This window comes from Alitiscatomonas aceti (genome assembly GCF_025567195.1).
Lineage (GTDB): Bacteria > Bacillota > Clostridia > Lachnospirales > Lachnospiraceae > Alitiscatomonas > Alitiscatomonas aceti.
This window is the reverse complement of record NZ_JAOQJF010000007.1, coordinates 44,684-60,574: the sequence shown is the minus strand read 5'-3', so window position 1 is coordinate 60,574 and position 15,891 is coordinate 44,684. Positions and strand designations below refer to the sequence as shown.

The 15,891-nt window shown below is 43.6% G+C and carries 18 protein-coding genes; all 18 read left to right on the top strand.

Going from position 1 to position 15,891, the window contains the following annotated elements; all coding sequences use genetic code 11:
• The first annotated feature begins 2 nt into the window (after positions 1-2).
• On the top strand, positions 3-1,772 hold the full coding sequence (locus tag OCV69_RS05045) for a C40 family peptidase (protein ID WP_158358135.1): 1,770 nt from the start codon (positions 3-5) through the stop codon (positions 1,770-1,772).
• A 35-nt stretch (positions 1,773-1,807) separates the two neighbouring features.
• Positions 1,808-2,059 (top strand): DUF4315 family protein, encoded by a 252-nt coding sequence (locus OCV69_RS05040; protein WP_158358137.1) that lies wholly within the window; start codon positions 1,808-1,810, stop codon positions 2,057-2,059.
• On the top strand, positions 2,056-3,219 hold the full coding sequence (locus OCV69_RS05035; protein WP_158358139.1) for a CD1107 family mobile element protein: 1,164 nt from the start codon (positions 2,056-2,058) through the stop codon (positions 3,217-3,219). Before OCV69_RS05040 ends, OCV69_RS05035 begins: the two co-directional genes overlap by 4 nt.
• Positions 3,220-3,390: 171 nt before the next feature.
• Positions 3,391-3,843 (top strand): VOC family protein, encoded by a 453-nt coding sequence (locus OCV69_RS05030; protein WP_158358141.1) that lies wholly within the window; start codon positions 3,391-3,393, stop codon positions 3,841-3,843.
• A gap of 130 nt (positions 3,844-3,973) precedes the next feature.
• Entirely contained in the window at positions 3,974-5,437 is a 1,464-nt protein-coding gene (locus tag OCV69_RS05025; RefSeq protein WP_158358143.1) for a DNA topoisomerase, read from the top strand.
• The gene (locus OCV69_RS05020; RefSeq protein WP_158358145.1) at positions 5,434-7,356 is read left to right on the top strand and encodes a recombinase family protein; all 1,923 of its coding nucleotides are present in this window, start codon (positions 5,434-5,436) and stop codon (positions 7,354-7,356) included. Before OCV69_RS05025 ends, OCV69_RS05020 begins: the two co-directional genes overlap by 4 nt.
• Positions 7,353-7,736: a TnpV protein gene (locus tag OCV69_RS05015; RefSeq protein WP_005930786.1), complete on the top strand. Its 384-nt coding sequence runs from the start codon at positions 7,353-7,355 to the stop codon at positions 7,734-7,736. The genes OCV69_RS05020 and OCV69_RS05015 overlap by 4 nt, the downstream gene beginning before the upstream one ends.
• A 109-nt stretch (positions 7,737-7,845) precedes the next feature.
• A complete protein-coding gene (locus tag OCV69_RS05010; protein WP_005930789.1) occupies positions 7,846-8,094 on the top strand; it encodes a hypothetical protein in 249 nt (82 codons plus the stop codon).
• Positions 8,072-8,362: a hypothetical protein gene (locus OCV69_RS05005; protein WP_005930793.1), complete on the top strand. Its 291-nt coding sequence runs from the start codon at positions 8,072-8,074 to the stop codon at positions 8,360-8,362. Before OCV69_RS05010 ends, OCV69_RS05005 begins: the two co-directional genes overlap by 23 nt.
• A gap of 264 nt (positions 8,363-8,626) precedes the next feature.
• Complete coding sequence (locus OCV69_RS05000) at positions 8,627-9,196, top strand: DUF6560 family protein (RefSeq protein WP_035393633.1); 570 nt, start codon at positions 8,627-8,629, stop codon at positions 9,194-9,196.
• Between the two features lie 293 nt (positions 9,197-9,489).
• The gene (locus OCV69_RS04995) at positions 9,490-9,870 is read left to right on the top strand and encodes a hypothetical protein (protein ID WP_003023131.1); all 381 of its coding nucleotides are present in this window, start codon (positions 9,490-9,492) and stop codon (positions 9,868-9,870) included.
• A 28-nt stretch (positions 9,871-9,898) separates the two neighbouring features.
• A complete protein-coding gene (locus tag OCV69_RS04990; RefSeq protein WP_003023134.1) occupies positions 9,899-10,345 on the top strand; it encodes a hypothetical protein in 447 nt (148 codons plus the stop codon).
• A 365-nt stretch (positions 10,346-10,710) separates the two neighbouring features.
• Positions 10,711-11,280 (top strand): DUF6560 family protein, encoded by a 570-nt coding sequence (locus tag OCV69_RS04985; RefSeq protein WP_262563014.1) that lies wholly within the window; start codon positions 10,711-10,713, stop codon positions 11,278-11,280.
• A 61-nt stretch (positions 11,281-11,341) separates the two neighbouring features.
• Positions 11,342-11,725: a hypothetical protein gene (locus OCV69_RS04980; protein WP_158358149.1), complete on the top strand. Its 384-nt coding sequence runs from the start codon at positions 11,342-11,344 to the stop codon at positions 11,723-11,725.
• A gap of 180 nt (positions 11,726-11,905) precedes the next feature.
• The gene (locus tag OCV69_RS04975) at positions 11,906-13,441 is read left to right on the top strand and encodes a serine/arginine repetitive matrix protein 2 (protein WP_262563013.1); all 1,536 of its coding nucleotides are present in this window, start codon (positions 11,906-11,908) and stop codon (positions 13,439-13,441) included.
• A gap of 62 nt (positions 13,442-13,503) precedes the next feature.
• The gene (locus OCV69_RS04970; RefSeq protein ID WP_158358151.1) at positions 13,504-14,142 is read left to right on the top strand and encodes a CHC2 zinc finger domain-containing protein; all 639 of its coding nucleotides are present in this window, start codon (positions 13,504-13,506) and stop codon (positions 14,140-14,142) included.
• Positions 14,054-15,430 carry a virulence-associated E family protein gene (locus OCV69_RS04965; RefSeq protein ID WP_158358153.1) on the top strand — a complete coding sequence of 459 codons (1,377 nt, stop codon included), beginning with the start codon at positions 14,054-14,056 and terminating at the stop codon, positions 15,428-15,430. The genes OCV69_RS04970 and OCV69_RS04965 overlap by 89 nt, the downstream gene beginning before the upstream one ends.
• A gap of 248 nt (positions 15,431-15,678) precedes the next feature.
• Positions 15,679-15,876: a hypothetical protein gene (locus OCV69_RS04960; RefSeq protein WP_054330662.1), complete on the top strand. Its 198-nt coding sequence runs from the start codon at positions 15,679-15,681 to the stop codon at positions 15,874-15,876.
• Positions 15,877-15,891 lie beyond the last annotated feature (15 nt).

Genomic DNA, 15,891 nt, shown 5'->3' with positions numbered 1-15,891 from the left:
CAATGGCTGGCAAGAAAAATCCGAATCTCGGAGACAAGCTGCGGCAGGAGCGCGAGGGTGCGGAGAACACCCTTCGCGATTCCAGAAGCAAGACCGCAGACAGCAGTACGGGAGACAGCAGCAAGAAAAAAGCGGAACACCGAAGGCAGATTCGTCACGAGACCGATCTTGCCAAGATGCGCAGTAAGAAGCTGAAATCGGAGCAGGAGGTAAAGGCGAAGAAGAATGAAGCGGCTTCCGGGAAAAAGGGCGGTAAGCCAAAGAAGCCGGGGAATCTTGCGGCAGATGCGATTTCAGCCAAAGCACATCAGAGTGTGCGCAATGCCGACCAGGATAATAATTCCGGTGTGGAGGCAGCGCATTTTTCCGAAGGTTCAGCGGAAGGTGCAGCCCGTGCCGGTTCCCGGTTCCAATATGGTCGAAAGCTGCGGCAGTACAAAAAGCTGGAGCGGTTGGAGAAAAAGGCAGATAAAGATGCCGTGGATTCCATCTTTGCGGAACGCATGAAGTCTGATCCGCAGGCTGGCTCGAATTTCTTTTCCAGATGGCGGCAGAAGCAGGCTATCAAAAAAGAGTATGCCGCTGCGAAGGCAGGTGCAGCCGCAGCGGAGAACACAGCAACTGGCACGGCCAAAGCTGCGCAGGGTACTGCCAGCATGACGGAAAAGGCGTTTCAGTTTGTGCAGAGCCACTCGCATATCATCATCGGGATTGCAGCCGTGGGACTGCTTGTTTTGGTGATTGCCGGGTCGGTATCGTCCTGCTCTGTCTTGATCAATGGCGGCGGCAATGTGGTGCTGGGGACTTCCTATACAGCGGAAGATGAAGATTTGAAAGGCGTGGAGACGGATTATACCAAGCTGGAAGATAAACTTCGCAAACAAATCGACCGCATTGAAACCGACCATCCGGGCTATGACGAGTATCGCTACAATTTGGCGGAAATCGGTCACAATCCCTATGAGCTTGCTTCTCTGCTGACCGTAGAATTTGAAAACTATACGAGAAGCCAGGTGCAGGCACGGCTCCAGAGTATTTTTGAAGCGCAGTATGAGCTGAAGTTGGAAGAAAAGGTAGAAATCCGGACAAGGAAAGAAACCCGTGTGGGCTATCGCTATAATCCGATCACCGGAACCGGACACACCTACACCTATCAAGTGACGGTACAGTATGAGTATAAAATCCTCAATGTAACGCTGCTCAATCGGGGTGTGGACTATGTTGCCAGAAATTCCGGCCTCACAGATGACCAGCTGCAACGCTACGAAGTCACATTGGAGTGCCGGGGCAATAGGGATGATCTGTTTGCAGGCATTGCCTTTGCAACGCCGGATGGCGCGGGTTCCAGCGGAGAATACCAGGATTACGACATTCCGGGCGAAGCTCTGACGGATGAAAAATTCCGGAAGATGATTACCGAAGCAGAGAAATATCTCGGTTATCCCTATGTTTGGGGCGGCAGTTCACCGAGCACCAGTTTTGATTGTTCCGGTTTTGTAAGCTGGGTCATCAATCACTGCGGGAATGGCTGGAATGTAGGCAGACAGACGGCCAATGGTCTGATGGGAAAATGCGACATTATCCCGAAGAGTGAAGCAAAGCCCGGAGACCTGATCTTCTTCCAGAAAACCTACAACACCAGCGGCGCATCCCATGTGGGCATTTATGTCGGCAACGGGATGATGATCCACTGTGGCTCACCAATTTCCTATGCTTCCATTGAGACGAGCTACTGGCGGCAGCACTACTACTGCATGGGAAGAATTCGATAAAAATAGGGCGTTTATTCGCCCGGAAAGGATACGATATGAGCTTGAAACTGGAAAAGATTGCTGCGGAGCGCGAGAAAGCCCGCAGGAAACGCGATGAATGGGAGGAGCGCAGAAAGGAATGGGACAGAAAGTACCACGAGCAGGAAAACAGCGAAATCTGTGAAATGGTACATGCCCAGAGCCTGACCCCGGAACAGCTGGCAGTCATCATTCAGCTGGCGCAGGCTGCGGTTCCCAACCCGGAGAACCTGAAACTGGATGAGAAAGAAACGGAGAATATGGAATGAAAAAGATGATGGCAATGTTGCTTGCCAGCGTGATGGCGGCAGGAACCTTTACGACCACTGCATTTGCCTATACGGGCGATGATGTGCAGAAGAACACGCCTGTCAGTACCGCTGCACAGGAGACGGATGCAGCAGAAAGCACAAATGCGGGGAAAACGGACAATACCGACAGCATCGAAATCGACCCGGACATGCAGGTTCTGCCGGATGGCTATGAGGTCTCTACGGATGCGGATGGGAACCTGATCGTTACGGTGGGCGGCAAAGAATACAATATCGGCAGCGAAAAGTCCCAAAAGCAGACTGGTACGGTGGTGCCGGGGATCACCAGTCTGCATTTTCGTTCCGGTCCCGGCATGGATCAGGAGATTATCGGATATCTGCATTCCGGCGATACGGTGGAGATTATCGAAAAATGCGGTGACTGGTATAAGGTAAACTTCAACGGCAAAACCGGGTATGCACATGGAAAGTACCTGAATGTCACGGATTCTGCAAAAGACAGCAGCATGTTCAGTGAAGATGCGCTGAAGCTGTTTCTGGATCTGATGCAGAGTGGAATGTCATCCGAGGATGAGACGAAATCCAGTGCAGCTTTGACTCCGGAAGGAAATATGACGCTGGTGGACGATATCGGTGAGGAAGAAGATAAATCCAGCCAGCAGTTCATTACGCTGGTGACAAAGGCGGGCAACACCTTTTATCTGATCATCGACCGCGATAAAGACGGCAACCAGAATGTGCATTTCCTGAACATGGTGGACGAGGCCGATCTGCTTGCGCTGATGGATGAAGAGGAAGCTGCCAAGTATCGGGAGAAGGAGCCGGAAGTCACGGAACCTGCGGAAACCGAAAAGCCGCAGGAGACGGAACCGGCACCGGAAGAGCAGAAAACAGAGAGCGAGCAGAAGAAATCGTCTCCGCTTCCGATGATTATGCTGCTTCTGTTTGTGATCGGTGCAGCCGGTGTCGGCGGTTATCTCTATATCAAGATGAAGGGCGTAAAGCCTGCGTCCAAGAAAAATCAACCGGACCCGGATGCGGATTATCACGATGAGGATGAAGATACGCTCCAGCTGCCGGAGGATGATGGTGACGAGGACGAAGAAGTGGATGTCAACGAGGATTATGAAGCGGAATCAGACGATGAACCTGTCTGATTAACGCAGCGTTGACCGGTGGGGCGGCTGAAAAGCCGTCCCCTTTACATAGCCAAATGGTTGGTGGGTGAACTATTTTGAGCTATGAAGCTATGGAATCTGTAGGCGATATCTGATAAAATAGAAAGTAAGAACAGCTCAACAACTCGGAATTTCTTGGGAGGAATATATATGGTTGGAAGAATTTATCACGTTGGATTAACGGTTTCTGATTTGGATCGCTCGATTGCTTTCTACAGAGACATCCTTGGACTTGAGTTTCAAGGAGAAATTTTTATGGAAGGCGAAGAAACAGATAAAATGTTTCGTAGAGCAAATTGCAAAGCAAGAGTTGCTTATTTGAATGGCTCCAAGGCTGTTGAAGCACCACCGGTCGAACTGATTCAGTTTGTAGACAATGAAGTACATCAAATGCAATCAGATTTGTTTACGACATCTATCTCAGAAGTGTGTTTCTATACGGATGACATTGATTCTGTCTACAGAACCCTGATTGAAAATCATGTGGAGTGCTTGTCTGAACCACAGTATTTCGATTTCAGGGCTGATGGATTCGGGGAAAGCAGAGCGTTTTATTTCAGAGACCCGGATGGAATCATTCTTGAGATGATGCAGCCGCTTTGATGAAAAATTATAAGCACAGGAAAGAGACAGCTTCCAGTTTGTAGACCTAAAACAGAATACCGTTCCTTACATAGCAGTCATGCGCTTCGGTGCCTGGCTGCTAATTTTTTTGCGAAAGGAGCAGTATCGAATGAAGCTTGTATTAGCGGAAAAGCCCTCGGTTGCCATGAGTCTCTCGAAAGTGATCGGGGCAGATCAGCGCGGGGACGGTTATATGGAGGGCAATGGCTACCTTGTCAGTTGGTGTGTGGGGCATCTGGTGGAACTTTCCCAGCCGGAAGCCTATGATGAAAAGTATGCAAAGTGGAAGTATGATGATCTTCCGATTTTGCCGGAACATTGGCAGTATCAGGTGTCCGCCAGCACGAAAAAGCAGTTCGGAATCCTGAAAAAGCTCATGCAGCGGAAAGATGTGGAGAGTCTGATCTGTGCAACCGATGCAGGGCGTGAGGGCGAACTGATTTTCCGACTGGTTTACCATCAGTGCGGCTGCAAAAAGCCGGTGGAACGGCTTTGGATTTCATCAATGGAGGACAGTGCTATCCGGGAAGGCTTTCAGAAGCTCAGACCGGGAACAGAATATGATGCCTTATATGAGGCGGCTTTATGCCGGGAGCGAGCCGACTGGATTGTCGGAATCAACGCCACCCGGCTTTTTTCATGTCTGTATGGGCAGACCCTGAATGTGGGGCGCGTGATGACACCAACGCTTGCGATGGTGGTTATGCGAGATGCAGCAATCCGGGCGTTCAAGCCGGAGCCGTTCTACTCGGCAGAATTGAAATTCCGGGATTTTCAAGCGGGTGGTGAGCGGATGAAAGCAAAAGCAGATGCAGAAAAACTGGTGGCAGAGTGCTGTCAGGCGGGTAGTGCCATCATTACCAAGGTGGAGCAGAAAGAAAAATCAGAGAAGCCCCCGGCCTTGTTTGATCTGACATCGCTTCAGAGAGAAGCAAACCGGCAGCTGGGATTCACTGCCCAGCAGACCCTGGATTACACACAGGCTCTGTACGAGAAGAAACTCGTGACATATCCCCGTACCGACAGCCGGTATCTGACGGATGATATGGCACCGCTGGTGCCGGAACTTGTTTCTGTGATCCAGCAGAGCTTTCAGATTCAGGCGGATGTACCGGCACCGGTGAATGCAGCGCAGGTCATCAATTCTAAGAAAGTTACCGATCACCATGCTATTATCCCTACAAAAACAGCGGCGGGTTATGACATTTCCTCTCTTCCCAGTGGAGAACAGGCGATTCTTACCATGCTGGCGGTGCGGCTGATTTGCGCGGTAGGCACTCCCTGCCGCTATGCAGAGACCATAGTAGAAGCCGAGTGCGCCGGTCAGAAGTTCCGCACGAAAGGCAAAACAGTCACGGATATGGGCTGGAGGCGATATGCAGGAAAGGCAGTTGAAGATGCTGAGAAGAATGCAGAGGCAGGTGAACTTCCGATACTTTCGGAAGGCATGACACTGGAACTTGCCGGTGTCGATCTGAAAGAGGGCAAGACCAGCCCGCCTAAGAGATTTACCGATGTGATATTTTGTGAGCGTAAGGAGTGGATAGGAATTGAAGAAAGGAGTTCAGCATGAGAAGAAAAAAAGATAGAAGCAATGGCATTACTGCTTTGTATGAAAGACTGTCTCGTGATGACGATAATGCTGGCGAGAGTAATAGTATCGTTCATCAAAAGCAAATGCTTGAAGATTATGCTATAAAACATGGCTTTACGAATCTTGTTCATTTTACCGATGATGGTTGGAGTGGAGCAACTTTTGACAGACCTTCATGGAACAGACTTGTTGAAGGTGTTAAAAACGGAGAAATCACTGCCTGTATCTGCAAGGATATGTCCAGAATTGGCAGAGATCATCTGCAAGTAGGTTTTTTCACTGACATTCTGTTTAGAGAAAAGGAAGTTCGATTTATAGCAATCAATAATGGTATTGACAGTGACCGTCAAGAAACCAGTGAGTTTGCCCCTTTTCTGAATATCATGAATGAGTGGTTTGTCAGGGACACAAGTAAGAAAATTAAAGCTGTACTGAAATCCAGAGGTTCTTCCGGCAACGCTCATACAAGTAATATCCCACCATACGGCTATTTGAAAGACCCCGAAAACCCCGACCATTGGATTATTGATGAAGAAGCTGCTGAAGTAGTCCGCAGAATTTATCGTATGACTATTGAGGGAAAAGGACCTTATCAGATAGCAAGAGAACTTTCAGAAGAAAAAATTGAAAGACCCTCTTATTATCTTGGAAAAAAGGGACTTGGAAATCATGCAAGCAATTATGACAAAGAAAATCCGTATATGTGGCGAGGAAATCAGGTTACTACTCTGATTGCCAGACCAGAGTATATTGGAAAGACTGTCAACTTCAGGACATTCAAAAATTCCTATAAGGACAAAAAGACGAAAAGGGCAGATAAGGAAGATTGGGTGGTTTTTGATGATACACAAGAGCCTATTGTCGATGAAGAAACATGGCTGCTTGCTCAAAAGTTAAGACAGAATGTAAGAAAAGCAGATCCTATGGGCGAGCCTAATGTTCTAACCGGAAAGATTTACTGTGCTGACTGTGGTGCGCCAATGTATAATCACAGGGAACGAAAAGGGCGAGAAAGAATATATTATACTGCTAAAGGAGAAAAAAGGACAAGTTATTCCAATCCGGCAGATTGTTATGAATGTTCCACATATAATCTTGGGCGTCAGAAATATGACCGGCATTGTACTTGCCACCATATTTCAACAAAAGCACTTAAAAGCATCATTCTAAAAACCATACAGGAAACTTGCCATTATGTTTCTTTGAATGAGCAGGAGTTTGTCTATTCTTTGCAAGAAGAATCGGAGATGAAAGATATTGCTGTTTCTGAAACTGTAAAAAAACGCATTGAAAGAAATCAGAAGCGAGTCCACGAACTGGATATGCTTATCAGGAAAATCTATGAAGATAATGTGATTGGAAGATTGCCGGACAGACTTTTTCAGAGTATGCTTACTGATTATGAAAATGAGCAGAACGAGCTGAACAAGATTATTGAGACTGACACCGCTGATATGCAACGGATTATAGGCGGTCAAAATAATGTGGAGCGTTTTCTAAAGCTGGTCAAAAAGTATGAGAACATTACAGAACTTACTCCTGCCATGATAAATGAATTTATCGACAAAATTCTGGTTCACGAGCCACAAGGAAAAGGTGCAGACCGCACCACAGAGGTGGAGATATATCTTAACTATGTCGGGCAATTTCAAGTACCTGTGGAGCAGCATGAACCAACAGAGGAAGAAAGGATTGCTGCTGAAAAAGAGGCGGAACGACTTCGCAGAAAACGAGAATCCAATCGTAAGTATATGAAAAAGATTCGTGAGAAATCAAAAGAATTTGCGGAGCATGAGCGTATAGCAGAAGAAAAAAGTTCTGATAGCAATGTGTGTGTTGAACAGAACGTCACAAGCAAATCAAATCGGCAAAAAGTGAAAGGAGAAAAAATAGCATGACAGAATTGAAATCACGAATCCATGACAAAAGCAACGGTCTGGACTATGTTCTTGTGGGCGATTACTATGTGCCGGACTTGAAGCTACCGGAGGAACACCGCCCTATCGGTATGTGGGGCAGACTGCACAGGACATATTTGGAGCAGTACCGCCCTACAAGGTTCTCTGCCCTCTGTTTATCCGGCGAACTGCATACTTACCTTGCTGACCTGGACGAACAGGCAACGGAAAGGTGCAGCCTTATCATTGAGCAGATGAAACAAGCCGAGGGCGTGACCGAAACCATGAAAGCAGACAATCAGATGTTGTGGGTACAGTCCATGAACTCTATCCGTAACCGAGCCGAAGAAATCATCAGACAGGAAATGATTTACTGCTGATTTTATCAAGTCCAAAACCAACAAATTTGTATCGTAAACGAAGCGACAGGTATTTCCTTATGAAGTGTCTGTCGCTTTTCATTTATCAAACTTTAAGGAGGAAAACACAATGAAGATGAACCGGAATGAAATGGAAGCCCTTTATGCCTTTGGCTGTCCGAACCTGAAAGCAACTGTCGAGCGTTTGCGTATGGTAGCTGCCCTTGCACCCGATCCAGTGGCGAAGAAGCTGTTTTATATGCTTTCCGTCAAGCTGAGTGCTGAGGGTGTTGAAAGGTGGTATCGCTGCTTTTACTGCAAGCTGCGTGTGTTGAAAAACCATAGGGAGGGCTGCTATGACGAGACTGACGAAGATTGAGAAAGAAACAATCGTTCTCTTTAATGAGGGCGAGGACAAGGCAAATATCTACACCCACAACGCCGGATTGAAAAAGAGGTTGGCTGCTTTTGCTAAGAAGTACCCTGACCTTTGCCGACTGGAAAAATCCAATGTTCAAGGCGGTGTTTCTTATGAGCTGGCAAAGTCCCGTCTGTCTATCCGTTTCCTGCCGCCTTACAGTGAGGAACGCAGACAGAAAGCCAGCGAATATGCGAAAAAGCATGGGCTGAACAGCCAGCAGGGATAATGTGATAATCAGGGCTGATATGTGGTTAAAATGTCAGGTGCAGACCTGATGTTTTGACCGTTGCCTATCGCCTGTGAGGAAAGTATCGGGGACTATGGATTTTGCGGAAATGTGCGTTACAAGGCTTGAACAGGAACTCTGTACACAAAATTTTTTCTTCCATTCTTTAAGTTGATGAAGTATAATGAGATATGAAAAATTGAGGTTTTTAATACTCGATTTCAAACAATCATTTTTATATAGCTGGAACTATGGAGGGCAAAAATGAATAATTTTTTACGAATGTGTTTGAATATAATTACACAAATAGGTCCCTATTTAGTTGTACTTCTTCTTTTGAAATATCTTGTAAATCTTCAACAAAAGAGAGCTAAAGAACGAGAGGAAGAACAGAAAAAGGGAATAATTAGGACGCATTATATAATAAAAACCGAAAAAGTACTTACTATGTTTTTTGTATTGGCGGTGTTTCTTTTTGGGGGAGCTACGGTAGCCAGTGCTATTCAACAAGATGATTTATTGCCACCAATTGGTTTTAGTATTTTCTTTATTGTTTCTTTAATCGGCTCATTGAACATGATTATGTGGAAACTGGAAGTGAACGGAGATGAAATCACATGGCGTTCAACTTTTGGAAGAAAGAGAACTTTTCACTTTGAAGATATTACCTATTGCGAGAGAAAGAAAGGTTCTATGCGTGTATATGTAAATGGAGAAAAATTATTTACCATTGATAGTAATATTGACAAAGAAGAATTTATGGAGGACATAAAAAGAAGAAGAATCCCTGTAAAATCTTACTGGGCAAATCAGCATAAGAAAAATCGTAAATGACATAGATTTTATAACAGTACGATGTTAGACAACTGAATATGACCGTCAAGGTCAGATGAAGAAACCGATGTATTGAGCGTAAAGCGATCATGCGTCGGTTTTTCTTATTTCATGAGCTGACAGAATTCCGACTGTATATCACCCGTGAGGAAAGTATCGGTGACTATGGATTTTGCATAAATGCGCGTTACAAGGCTTGAACAGGAACTCTGCACACAAATTTTTCTTCCATTCGTTAAGTTGATGAAGTATAATGAAAAATAAGATAAAGTTAATTCTTGGAGGTGTTATTCATGTTTGGTTTTAAGAAAAATGAAAAGCCAACGCTCATTATTGAAGCAAAAGATCTAATGGAAATTATCAAGTCTGATTATGATAATGATATGGCTTTTACTCTTATTGAGTTTTCCTATAATGAGAAAAAATATGTGATGGGTTCCTGTGTTTTACCTGCTAACGCAGAGGAATGTAAAGAAAATATATCTTTTATATTTCAAGACAGAGTTTTTGAAAGTTTTGAGGAATTTCAAACTGCTATTATTATAGATAATAAAAACATCTTACAATTAGAAAAACCCCTTGAAATTTTAAGAGCAGGAATTATTGATAATGAGCCTATGCTGAAAACGCCATGGGGAGATAAAAGATTAGCTGATAAAGCTGTTAATAAATAGCGTGTCGCTTTGAAAGGAGTACAAATTTATGGCATTATTGATGTTTAGAACTTTTGGAGTGATTATAGTATCATTTATAGTCTTAATTATGTATGTATTGCATAGAAAGAAAAATGGGAAGTTTATAAAACGAAAGGCTGTCAATGAAGAAGAAAAAATAAAATATCAAAAATGGGAAAAAATAATCAATGTGATGGCAGTTGTTGGGTTATTGATTCTCGGTATATTTATAACTGTTCCTTGTTGCTTGGATATACCTTATTTACTATCTAACAATTTAGTTGAAGTTACCGGAGAAGTTACACAAGGTGCAATGTCAGGAGAAAACTCTAATAGTGAAAGAAGAATACATATTAGAGATGAGAAAACTGGAGAAGAACATTCATTAAAATATTGGGGAACAGGTAGCGATTTAGGAGATAAGATAACTGTAAGGTATTTACCACACACAGAATATGGGTATGTAGTTGAATAGAATAAAAATAAATATCCTATTTTGTTTTGGGAAATTTGTAGATTACCTGTAATCTGCCACAACTGAATATGACCGTCAAGGTCAGATAAAGAAACCGATGTATTGAGCGTAAAGCGATCATGCTTCGGTTTTTCTTATTTCATGAGCTGACAGAATTCCGACTGTATATCACCCGTGAGGAAAGTATCGGGGACTATGGATTTTGCAGAAATGTGCGTTACAAGGTTTGAACAGGAACTCTGTGCACAAAATTTTTTCTTCCATTCTTTAAGTTGATGAAGTATAATGAGATATGAAAAATTGAGGTTTTTAATACTCGATTTCAAACAATCATTTTTATATATATGGAACTATGGAGGGCAAAAATGAATGATTTTTTACGAATGTGTTTTAATATAATTACACAAATAGGTCCCTATTTAGTTGTACTTCTTCTTTTGAAATATCTTGTAAATCTTCAACAAAAGAGAGCTAAAGAACGAGAGGAAGAACAGAAAAAGGGAATAATTAGAACGCATTATACAATAAAAACAGAGAAAACATTGACTATTATATTTGTTTTTGGAATTTTATTTACAGGAGGTTGTACTGTAGCAAGTGCTATCCAACAGGATGATATATTTGCTCCCTTGGTATTTGGCATTGCATTTGTTGTGTTTTTTATAGGCTCATTGAATATGATTATGTGGAAACTGGAAGTGAACGGAGATGAAATCACATGGCGGTCAACTTTTGGAAAAAAGAGAACTTTTCGTTTTGAGGATATTACCTACTGCGAGAGAAAAAAAGGTTCTGTGCGTGTATATGTAAATGGGGAAAAGCTATTTACCATTGATAGTAATATCGATAAAGAAGAATTTATGGAAGATATAGAGAGAAGAAGAATCCCTGTAAAATCTTACTGGGAAAATCAGCATAAGAAAAATCGTAAATGATATAGATTTTATAACAGTACGATGTTAGACAACTGAATATGACTGTAAAGGAAGATGAAATATGAAAAAAGAGTTGAAACAAATATTGCTTATATGTTTATTTTTAATTATTGGTTGTGTACTTGGTTATTTTGTAGCACTTAATCAAATGAATCAGCTTAGTGACCCTGAGTACATTGCGTTTTGGAAAAGTCAAAATATGTCTGTTCCTGAACCATTAGGATTTACAAGAAGTATTCTTTCTTTTGGATTGCTTTTTGCTGGAATACCAACAGGTTTGATTTTTTATAGCGGTTTAGTTAAGAAATGGCTAACTCCTATCGCACCTAAAATTATAATTGGATTTGTTACTTTCCCGATTTATACACTTGCTGGAGTAATCGGTTCAATTCCTTTTATCATCTATAAAGGAATTTTTCTATTCAAAAATAATAGATGTAAATGACAACGAGCTTTTCAAGAGTAGGGTGTTTATCAACTACTTTTAAGGCAACCACGCAAGAACGTTCAGCTACATAGTTGGTCGTTTTTGTTTATCCATTTGCAGACTATTTGTAATCTGTCACAACTGAATAAGACCGTTAAGGTCAGATGAAGAAACCGATGTATTGAGCGTAAAGCGATCATGCGTCGGTTTTTCTTTTTGCAAAATAGTCCGGTGGACTGTTTTGTAAAACCGAAGGAACTGACGGAGCTTGGGGCGGGGCGAAGTCAGTTTGTTCGGGCGGGAGTACAGAGGGTGCAACCCTTTGTGCATGGGTACAGGGAATGCAATATCCCTGTGCAGGTCAAGGGCGGCAGCCTTGCCCAGTTAAGTGGCGTTTCGCCACTTAGTACTGGGTATTACTTGACGCAGAAAGCCGCAAGGAATCAGCTTCGCTGCCCTTGTCCCCTGTCGGGGAAATCAAAAAGAAAAGGAGGAACTCATGTGAAATTAACAAGGCACAATGGACGAGCCGGAAAGAATGGCGTTTATAATCCGAAGCACAATGACCGCAGTTTTGACATTGCCAACAGCGAACACATTGACGAAGAACGAGCCAAACAAAATCTCTATTGGGACTGTTACAATGGCTTCCGCAATTTCAAAAATCCCGAAAAGGAAAATGAGCTGTCTGCCACTTTTGAAGATGTGGAACAGCTTTTTTATCGTCAGCGGTATCGTGATTTTGTGACCGGACAGAACGAAAGAAATGTGAAAAACCGACACCCTGAAAGAAATAAGGAAACCGGAGATTTGCTCAAAAGCAAAAAGACCTGTCCAGAGGAAACGGTCTATCAGATTGGAACGCTTGATAATCATGTTCCGCCGGAACTGCTCATTGAGATCGTCACAGAATTTATGGAAATCGTAAATGAGCGTTTCGGCTCTCATGTCCATATCCTGAATTGGGCGTTGCACTTGGATGAAAGCACCCCTCATATTCACGAGCGTCATGTGTTTGACTGTGAAAATCAATATGGGGAGATTGCCCCACAACAGGAAAAGGCTTTGGAAGCACTGGGTTTTGAACTGCCGGAACCGGAGAAGCCTGTCGGAAGAAAAAATAACCGCAAGATGACTTTCGATTCAGCTTGCCGAGTGCTGCTGTTCGATGTGGCGAAAAAGCATGGCTTACAACTGGAAGAAGAACCGGAATATGGTGGTCGTGCTTATCTGGAAAAACAGGACTATATTCTTTTCAAGCAAAAGGAGCAACTGGCAGCACAGGAGCAAAAGTTAGAAGAACTCACGATGAAGATTGAAGATGTGGAAGCTCTGGTGGACGAGGTTGCCGATATTGCCTATGACAAGGCGGTTGAGGTCGTTGCTGATACTGTGAAACTGGAAACGCACAAGGAGGATATTAAGCTGGTGGAGCAGTCTAAGGCGTGGGTTCTCTCCCCTGAGCGTAAGGCTTCAAAGAAAGAAGTTGAGTATGCAGTGAAACGATTGGATGGAGTAATTGCCAGAATCACAAACGCTATGAAATCAACCATTCAGAAAATTCAAACCACGCTGATGAAGCCGGAGGTCAAAAAAGCCGGAACGGAGCAAATCAAGAAGAAAGCCAAAAGTTCCATTATAGAGCAGTTGAGCCGCAAAAAGAAAGAAATTGCAGAGCGTGAAGTCAGCCGGATAGATCAAGCGAAAAGCATAAAACAGGATATGGAACTCTAAGGCACTTGCTGTTTTCACTTTGAAAATGACAGGTGCTTTTTTCGTTTCAGGAAAGGAGTCACATGAATGTATTTGAAATTGTAAAAGAAAATGTTACTGCCCGACAAGCCGCAGAAGCCTATGGCTTGAAAGTGGGTCGCACAGGTATGGCGTGTTGTCCGTTTCACTCGGATAAGTCCCCCAGTATGAAGCTGGATGAACGCTATTACTGTTTTGGCTGCGGAGCAACCGGAGATGCTGTTGATCTGACAGCGAAGCTATTCGGTATCGGGCTGAGGGAAGCTGCTGTCAAACTTGCTGAAGATTTTGGTCTTAACTATGACAGCCGACAAAAGCCCAGTGTCCGCCCTCGTATTCGTGAGCCGACACCGGAGCAGAAATATCAAAAAGAAGAAAATCATTGCTACAAGGTGCTGACAGATTATTTTCATCTTCTTAGAGAATGGGAAAAGAAATACGCTCCTAAACAGCCGGATGAGGAATGGAATCCCCTGTTTGCAGAAGCACTGCATAGGAAGAACTATATCGAATATCTGCTTGATATTCTTCTGTATGGTTCATTGGAGGAACGAAAAGCACTTGTGGCAGAACAGAGAAAGGAGGTGTTAAAACTTGAACAGCGAATTGCAGAACTGTCAGCAGACAGAACCATGTACAGTAGAAGAAATCCGAAACAGCTTAGAGCAGAGCGAGAAAGGTAAGGTTTATAATACTGCCGCAAATTATAAGCGTGTTCTGCAATATGACCCACTTTTGAAAGGGGCTATCCGAAAAAATCTTCTGACCGAAAGAATCGACATTGTGAAGTCCCTCGGCTGGTATCGTGACAGCCCGACATTGACAGATGTGGATGTGAAATATCTGCTCCTATATTTTGAAGAAAACTATGGATTGACCGTAGAGAAGAAAATCATAGACGCAGTTGCGGTTATTGCTAATGAAAACCGTTACCACCCTGTCTGTGATTTTCTCAATGCCCTGCAATGGGACGGAACGGAACGCATACGCTTCTGTCTGCACCGTTTTCTCGGTTCTGATACAGATGATTACACCTATGAAGCATTGAAGTTGTTTCTGCTGGGAGCTATCTCACGAGCCTTTAAGCCGGGGTGCAAATTTGAGGTAATGCTCTGCCTTGTGGGCGGTCAGGGAGCCGGAAAGTCCTCTTTCTTCCGTTTGCTTGCGGTCAATGATGATTGGTTCTCTGATGACTTGAAAAAGCTGGATGATGAAAATGTGTACCGCAAAATGCAGGGGCATTGGATTATTGAAATGTCGGAAATGATTGCAACCGCCAACGCTAAGAGCATTGAAGAAATCAAGTCCTTTCTGAGCCGCCAAAAGGAAACCTATAAGATACCCTATGAAACACATCCGTCAGACAGAAAACGACAATGTGTGTTTGGAGGTTCTTCTAATACCCTTGACTTTCTTCCCCTTGACAGAACAGGCAACCGCCGCTTCGTTCCGGTTATGGTCTATCCTGAAAGGGCTGAGGTTCATATTTTGGCAGATGAACAGGCTTCCAGAGAGTATATCAATCAGATGTGGGCAGAAGCTATGGAGATTTACAGAAGCGGCAATTTCCGTCTGAGATTCAGTCCGGCTATGAACGATTATCTGAAAGCCCACCAAAAGGATTTTATGCCGGAGGACACAAAGGCAGGACAGATTTTAGACTATCTGGAACGCTATTCCGGCAGCATAGTCTGCTCTAAGCAGCTTTACAAGGAAGCACTGGGGCATGATTATGACGAACCGAAACAATGGGAGCTGCGAGAGATCAACGACATTATGAATAACGCTGTCACAGGCTGGAGGGCGTTCAGCAATCCGAGATATTTTCCAGAGCCTTACCGCAGACAAAAGGGCTGGGAGCGTATCAGGAACGACAACGAGCCTGACAACAGCATGGATGGTTTTCAGGAAATCCCGACAGAGGAAATGGAACAGTTAGGGCTTCCGGAAGAATGGTTAAAGCAAAAATAAAAGTCCGTTGTCGCTTCGGTTGTCGAGCCGGTTGTCGGTCTGGTTGTCGGGCAAAAATCCCGAAAGCCTTGATATTGCGGCACTTTTCCCTTTCTGACAACCATGACAACCAATATTATAAAGAAAAAGGAAATAGTAAAAAGATAGTATCGCCCGATAAAGAAAAAAGGTTTTCTGATGTCCGTTGTCGGAACTTCGTTGTCAGACCTTTCCTTGTCGGGCTTTTTTCATTCAAGGAGGATTATCGTATGACAAATATTATGAACAGTACACTACCCACCCAAAATAACCATTCGGAGAAAAACAAACCGGATGGAGTTTTTGTGATTAAGCAAGGCAAAACAAATTATAAAGTCAAAGTGTTTTTTGACCATAGTAGCGGTTTGACTGCTGAGGACAGATTGAAACGCATTATTCAGGCAGAAGCAGAGAGAGAATCTGCGTAAATAATATAAAAAATA

Bases quoted from the DNA above. Each gene is read 5' to 3' on its own strand.
- OCV69_RS05030 (WP_158358141.1), top strand. From the start codon at position 3,391: ATGGTTGGAAGAATTTATCACGTTGGATTAACGGTTTCTGATTTGGAT.
- OCV69_RS04980 (WP_158358149.1), top strand. From the start codon at position 11,342: ATGAAAAAAGAGTTGAAACAAATATTGCTTATATGTTTATTTTTAATT.
- OCV69_RS05025 (WP_158358143.1), top strand. From the start codon at position 3,974: ATGAAGCTTGTATTAGCGGAAAAGCCCTCGGTTGCCATGAGTCTCTCG.
- OCV69_RS04995 (WP_003023131.1), top strand. From the start codon at position 9,490: ATGTTTGGTTTTAAGAAAAATGAAAAGCCAACGCTCATTATTGAAGCA.
- OCV69_RS04960 (WP_054330662.1), top strand. From the start codon at position 15,679: ATGACAAATATTATGAACAGTACACTACCCACCCAAAATAACCATTCG.
- OCV69_RS04990 (WP_003023134.1), top strand. From the start codon at position 9,899: ATGGCATTATTGATGTTTAGAACTTTTGGAGTGATTATAGTATCATTT.
- OCV69_RS05035 (WP_158358139.1), top strand. From the start codon at position 2,056: ATGAAAAAGATGATGGCAATGTTGCTTGCCAGCGTGATGGCGGCAGGA.
- OCV69_RS05040 (WP_158358137.1), top strand. From the start codon at position 1,808: ATGAGCTTGAAACTGGAAAAGATTGCTGCGGAGCGCGAGAAAGCCCGC.
- OCV69_RS04970 (WP_158358151.1), top strand. From the start codon at position 13,504: ATGAATGTATTTGAAATTGTAAAAGAAAATGTTACTGCCCGACAAGCC.
- OCV69_RS05020 (WP_158358145.1), top strand. From the start codon at position 5,434: ATGAGAAGAAAAAAAGATAGAAGCAATGGCATTACTGCTTTGTATGAA.
- OCV69_RS05045 (WP_158358135.1), top strand. From the start codon at position 3: ATGGCTGGCAAGAAAAATCCGAATCTCGGAGACAAGCTGCGGCAGGAG.
- OCV69_RS05015 (WP_005930786.1), top strand. From the start codon at position 7,353: ATGACAGAATTGAAATCACGAATCCATGACAAAAGCAACGGTCTGGAC.
- OCV69_RS04985 (WP_262563014.1), top strand. From the start codon at position 10,711: ATGAATGATTTTTTACGAATGTGTTTTAATATAATTACACAAATAGGT.
- OCV69_RS05010 (WP_005930789.1), top strand. From the start codon at position 7,846: ATGAAGATGAACCGGAATGAAATGGAAGCCCTTTATGCCTTTGGCTGT.
- OCV69_RS05005 (WP_005930793.1), top strand. From the start codon at position 8,072: ATGACGAGACTGACGAAGATTGAGAAAGAAACAATCGTTCTCTTTAAT.
- OCV69_RS04975 (WP_262563013.1), top strand. From the start codon at position 11,906: ATGCGTCGGTTTTTCTTTTTGCAAAATAGTCCGGTGGACTGTTTTGTA.
- OCV69_RS05000 (WP_035393633.1), top strand. From the start codon at position 8,627: ATGAATAATTTTTTACGAATGTGTTTGAATATAATTACACAAATAGGT.